Source organism: Roseateles sp. P5_E11, from assembly GCF_054049355.1.
On sequence record NZ_JBFUMO010001083.1, the window covers coordinates 1 to 931 of the forward strand.

At 61.8% G+C, this 931-nt stretch carries 1 protein-coding gene and 1 pseudogene; one reads left to right on the forward strand and one right to left on the reverse strand.

Annotated features, from left to right (window positions below):
- A pseudogene (locus ACXJKR_RS33570) lies at window positions 1-361 on the reverse strand (hypothetical protein); the annotation flags it as partial.
- A 146-nt stretch (window positions 362-507) separates the two neighbouring features.
- Between ACXJKR_RS33570 and ACXJKR_RS33575 the strand changes: the two are divergent.
- Window positions 508-931 (forward strand): hypothetical protein (locus ACXJKR_RS33575; protein WP_457326545.1); only part of this gene is annotated, 424 nt, incomplete at its 3' end.

Consider the following 931-nt stretch of genomic DNA (forward strand, 5'->3'; position numbering starts at 1 on the left):
GCAGCCGGTTGCGCCCGCTCATGTAGATCACAAACCGCGCAAAACCATTGCGTTCATCCGTCTCGATGGCCGACACCGTCATGTCGAGGCCGCCATGGGCCAGGTCGGCCCAGGTGCGGACCCTGGAGTCCACAAAGGTCTCGAACTTGCAGCCGGTCCGACGGCCCACTTCATCGACGATGTCGACGTCTATGCCCGCCGTGCTCAGCCCCGCACGCCGAAAGGCCAGCGAACCATATTCGTACAAGGCGACACGGTACGGCCCGCACGCGACCGGCTGCGCCAGTGCTTGCACGCTGGCTGTGGCCAACCAACCAGCCGTCACCCACATCCTGACCTTGCCCATGCCTTCACTGCCCATCAAAGCTGGGCCAAGTATCTATTGGCGGCGGGCAGGAGGCGCATGGAGCCGCATTCGCTGACATCTTTGGCCTTGCCCGTGATTGAAACCGTGGAGGGCGGCTTAGCGACTGCGGACAATCAGCAGCACAAGGAGCCGAGAACCCCATGCGCATGATCCTGGTCACGTTGCTCTCGCTGCTAAGTCTGTCGCAGGAGGCGGCTGCCTGCAGCGTTTTGCCAAGTTGGCGCCCGCCCACGGTGGAGACTGCGCTGAGCCAAGCTGCGGTCGTGCTTCAGGCGAAAGTCATTGCGGTGCAGCGTGAAGCAGGAGTGTCTTTGGCAACCGTGTCGGTTGAGCACGTGCTTAAGGGCAAGTATTCAGGCCACATTGTGGAAACAGGCGGCGGCAGCCTCTGTGGGATAGGCACTTTCAACGTTGGTCAGACCTACGTGCTCTTCTTTGAACAGCGCGGAGAGTGGTGGGTTAATGCGCTCGTGCAGCCTCATGCCACGGCGGTGCTCGGGTCGCGTCGTCTGGACGCGAGTGAAGTGATTCCAGCCGTCGCTGCGATCTCGAAGCAAATTGGCG